1 protein-coding gene is annotated in these 1,201 nt (G+C 60.1%); it reads right to left on the reverse strand.

The annotated features are described in order from the left end of the window. Nucleotides 1-4: 4 nt before the first annotated feature. Nucleotides 5-1,117, reverse strand: coding sequence for an IS4 family transposase (locus BEN47_RS01150; RefSeq protein WP_070724371.1), 1,113 nt, complete (start codon nt 1,115-1,117; stop codon nt 5-7). Between the last annotated feature and the right edge of the window lie 84 nt (nt 1,118-1,201).

The following is a 1,201-nucleotide window of genomic DNA, read 5'->3' on the forward strand; positions in this document are numbered from 1 at the left end:
CACTCTACCCTACTATTTTAGGGAATTGATAATAAGTAAGTTGTCGAATAAACCAGTCTAGCAGGGCCGTAATTTTACGGGCTATTGGCTCTTGCGGCCGGGCGTGGGGCCGCGTGAGCTGGCGCAACAGGTTCAGCCCGTAGCGGCTCAGGCTCGTGGCCCGGTAGCCGTGGTTTTTGCGCGGGATGGGCTTGCTTTTTTCGTGGGCCATCGTGCCCACGCTCAGACACAGCGCGTAGGCCAGGCTGACCAGGGCCACGAGCTTGCGCAGCTTCTGGCGACAGCGTAAGTGGGTGGCTTCCAGGTTGAAACCGCGGCCTTTCAGATTCTGAAAGCATTGCTCAATTGTCCAGCGGCTGGCGTAGAGGGAGGCCAGATTACGCAGGCCGGGCGCGGCGAAGAGAAACAGAAACTCGTGGTCGGCCAGCGCCTTGACCCAGGCCTGCCCCCACACCCCAGCCACCTGGCAGTGCAGAAAGTGGCGCTGCTGCCCCACAGCCAGGCCCAGGGCCGTGACGGCCTGCCGCCGGCCACTGGCGAAGGTCAGCTGGTGGTGCTTGGGCAGGCGCATGAGAAAGGGTAACTTATGCTCCCGTAGCCACTTGAGCCAGACGTGGCCCACAAATTCGCGGTCGCCCACCACCAGCCCGATGCGGTCTTTGCCCAGCACCTGCACGCAGGCGTTAAGCACGGCGATGCGGGCAGCGGCGCTGGAGTTGCCGCTGCGATTGTCGAGCAGTTCCCAGTAGAGCGGTACCTGAAAATCGCCCCGGCCCACGGTCACGAGCAGGATATTAACCTGACAGCGGCCGAAATCCCATTCGGTGCGGTCCAGACACAGGCGCAACTTGCCGGTGGCCGGCAGCAAACGCAGCAGCACCTGCGCCAGCACGAGGTAATTCAGGTCCGCTTCCCGAAAGAAGTCTTGAATACGGGTTTCATTCGAGGCTACTTTCACCCCGTCATTCAGGTGCTGGGCCACCTCGCAGAATTGCACGTTGCGGCTTTTGAGCAGGGCGATAATAAACTGGCTGACAAACTTTTGCCGGGACAAATGGGGCACCAGCTGGACCCGGCGCAAAAGCGTTGTAATTTTGGCGATGAGGCTTAGCTTCACGGGGCAGAACGGGCAATGGTGTGTAGGAACCCCAAAGGTCGGACTGCCCCGTTTTTATGCCCTAAAGTTTAGTAGGGTAGAGTG

This window comes from Hymenobacter lapidarius, from assembly GCF_001816145.1.
Classification (GTDB): Bacteria; Bacteroidota; Bacteroidia; order Cytophagales; family Hymenobacteraceae; genus Hymenobacter; species Hymenobacter lapidarius.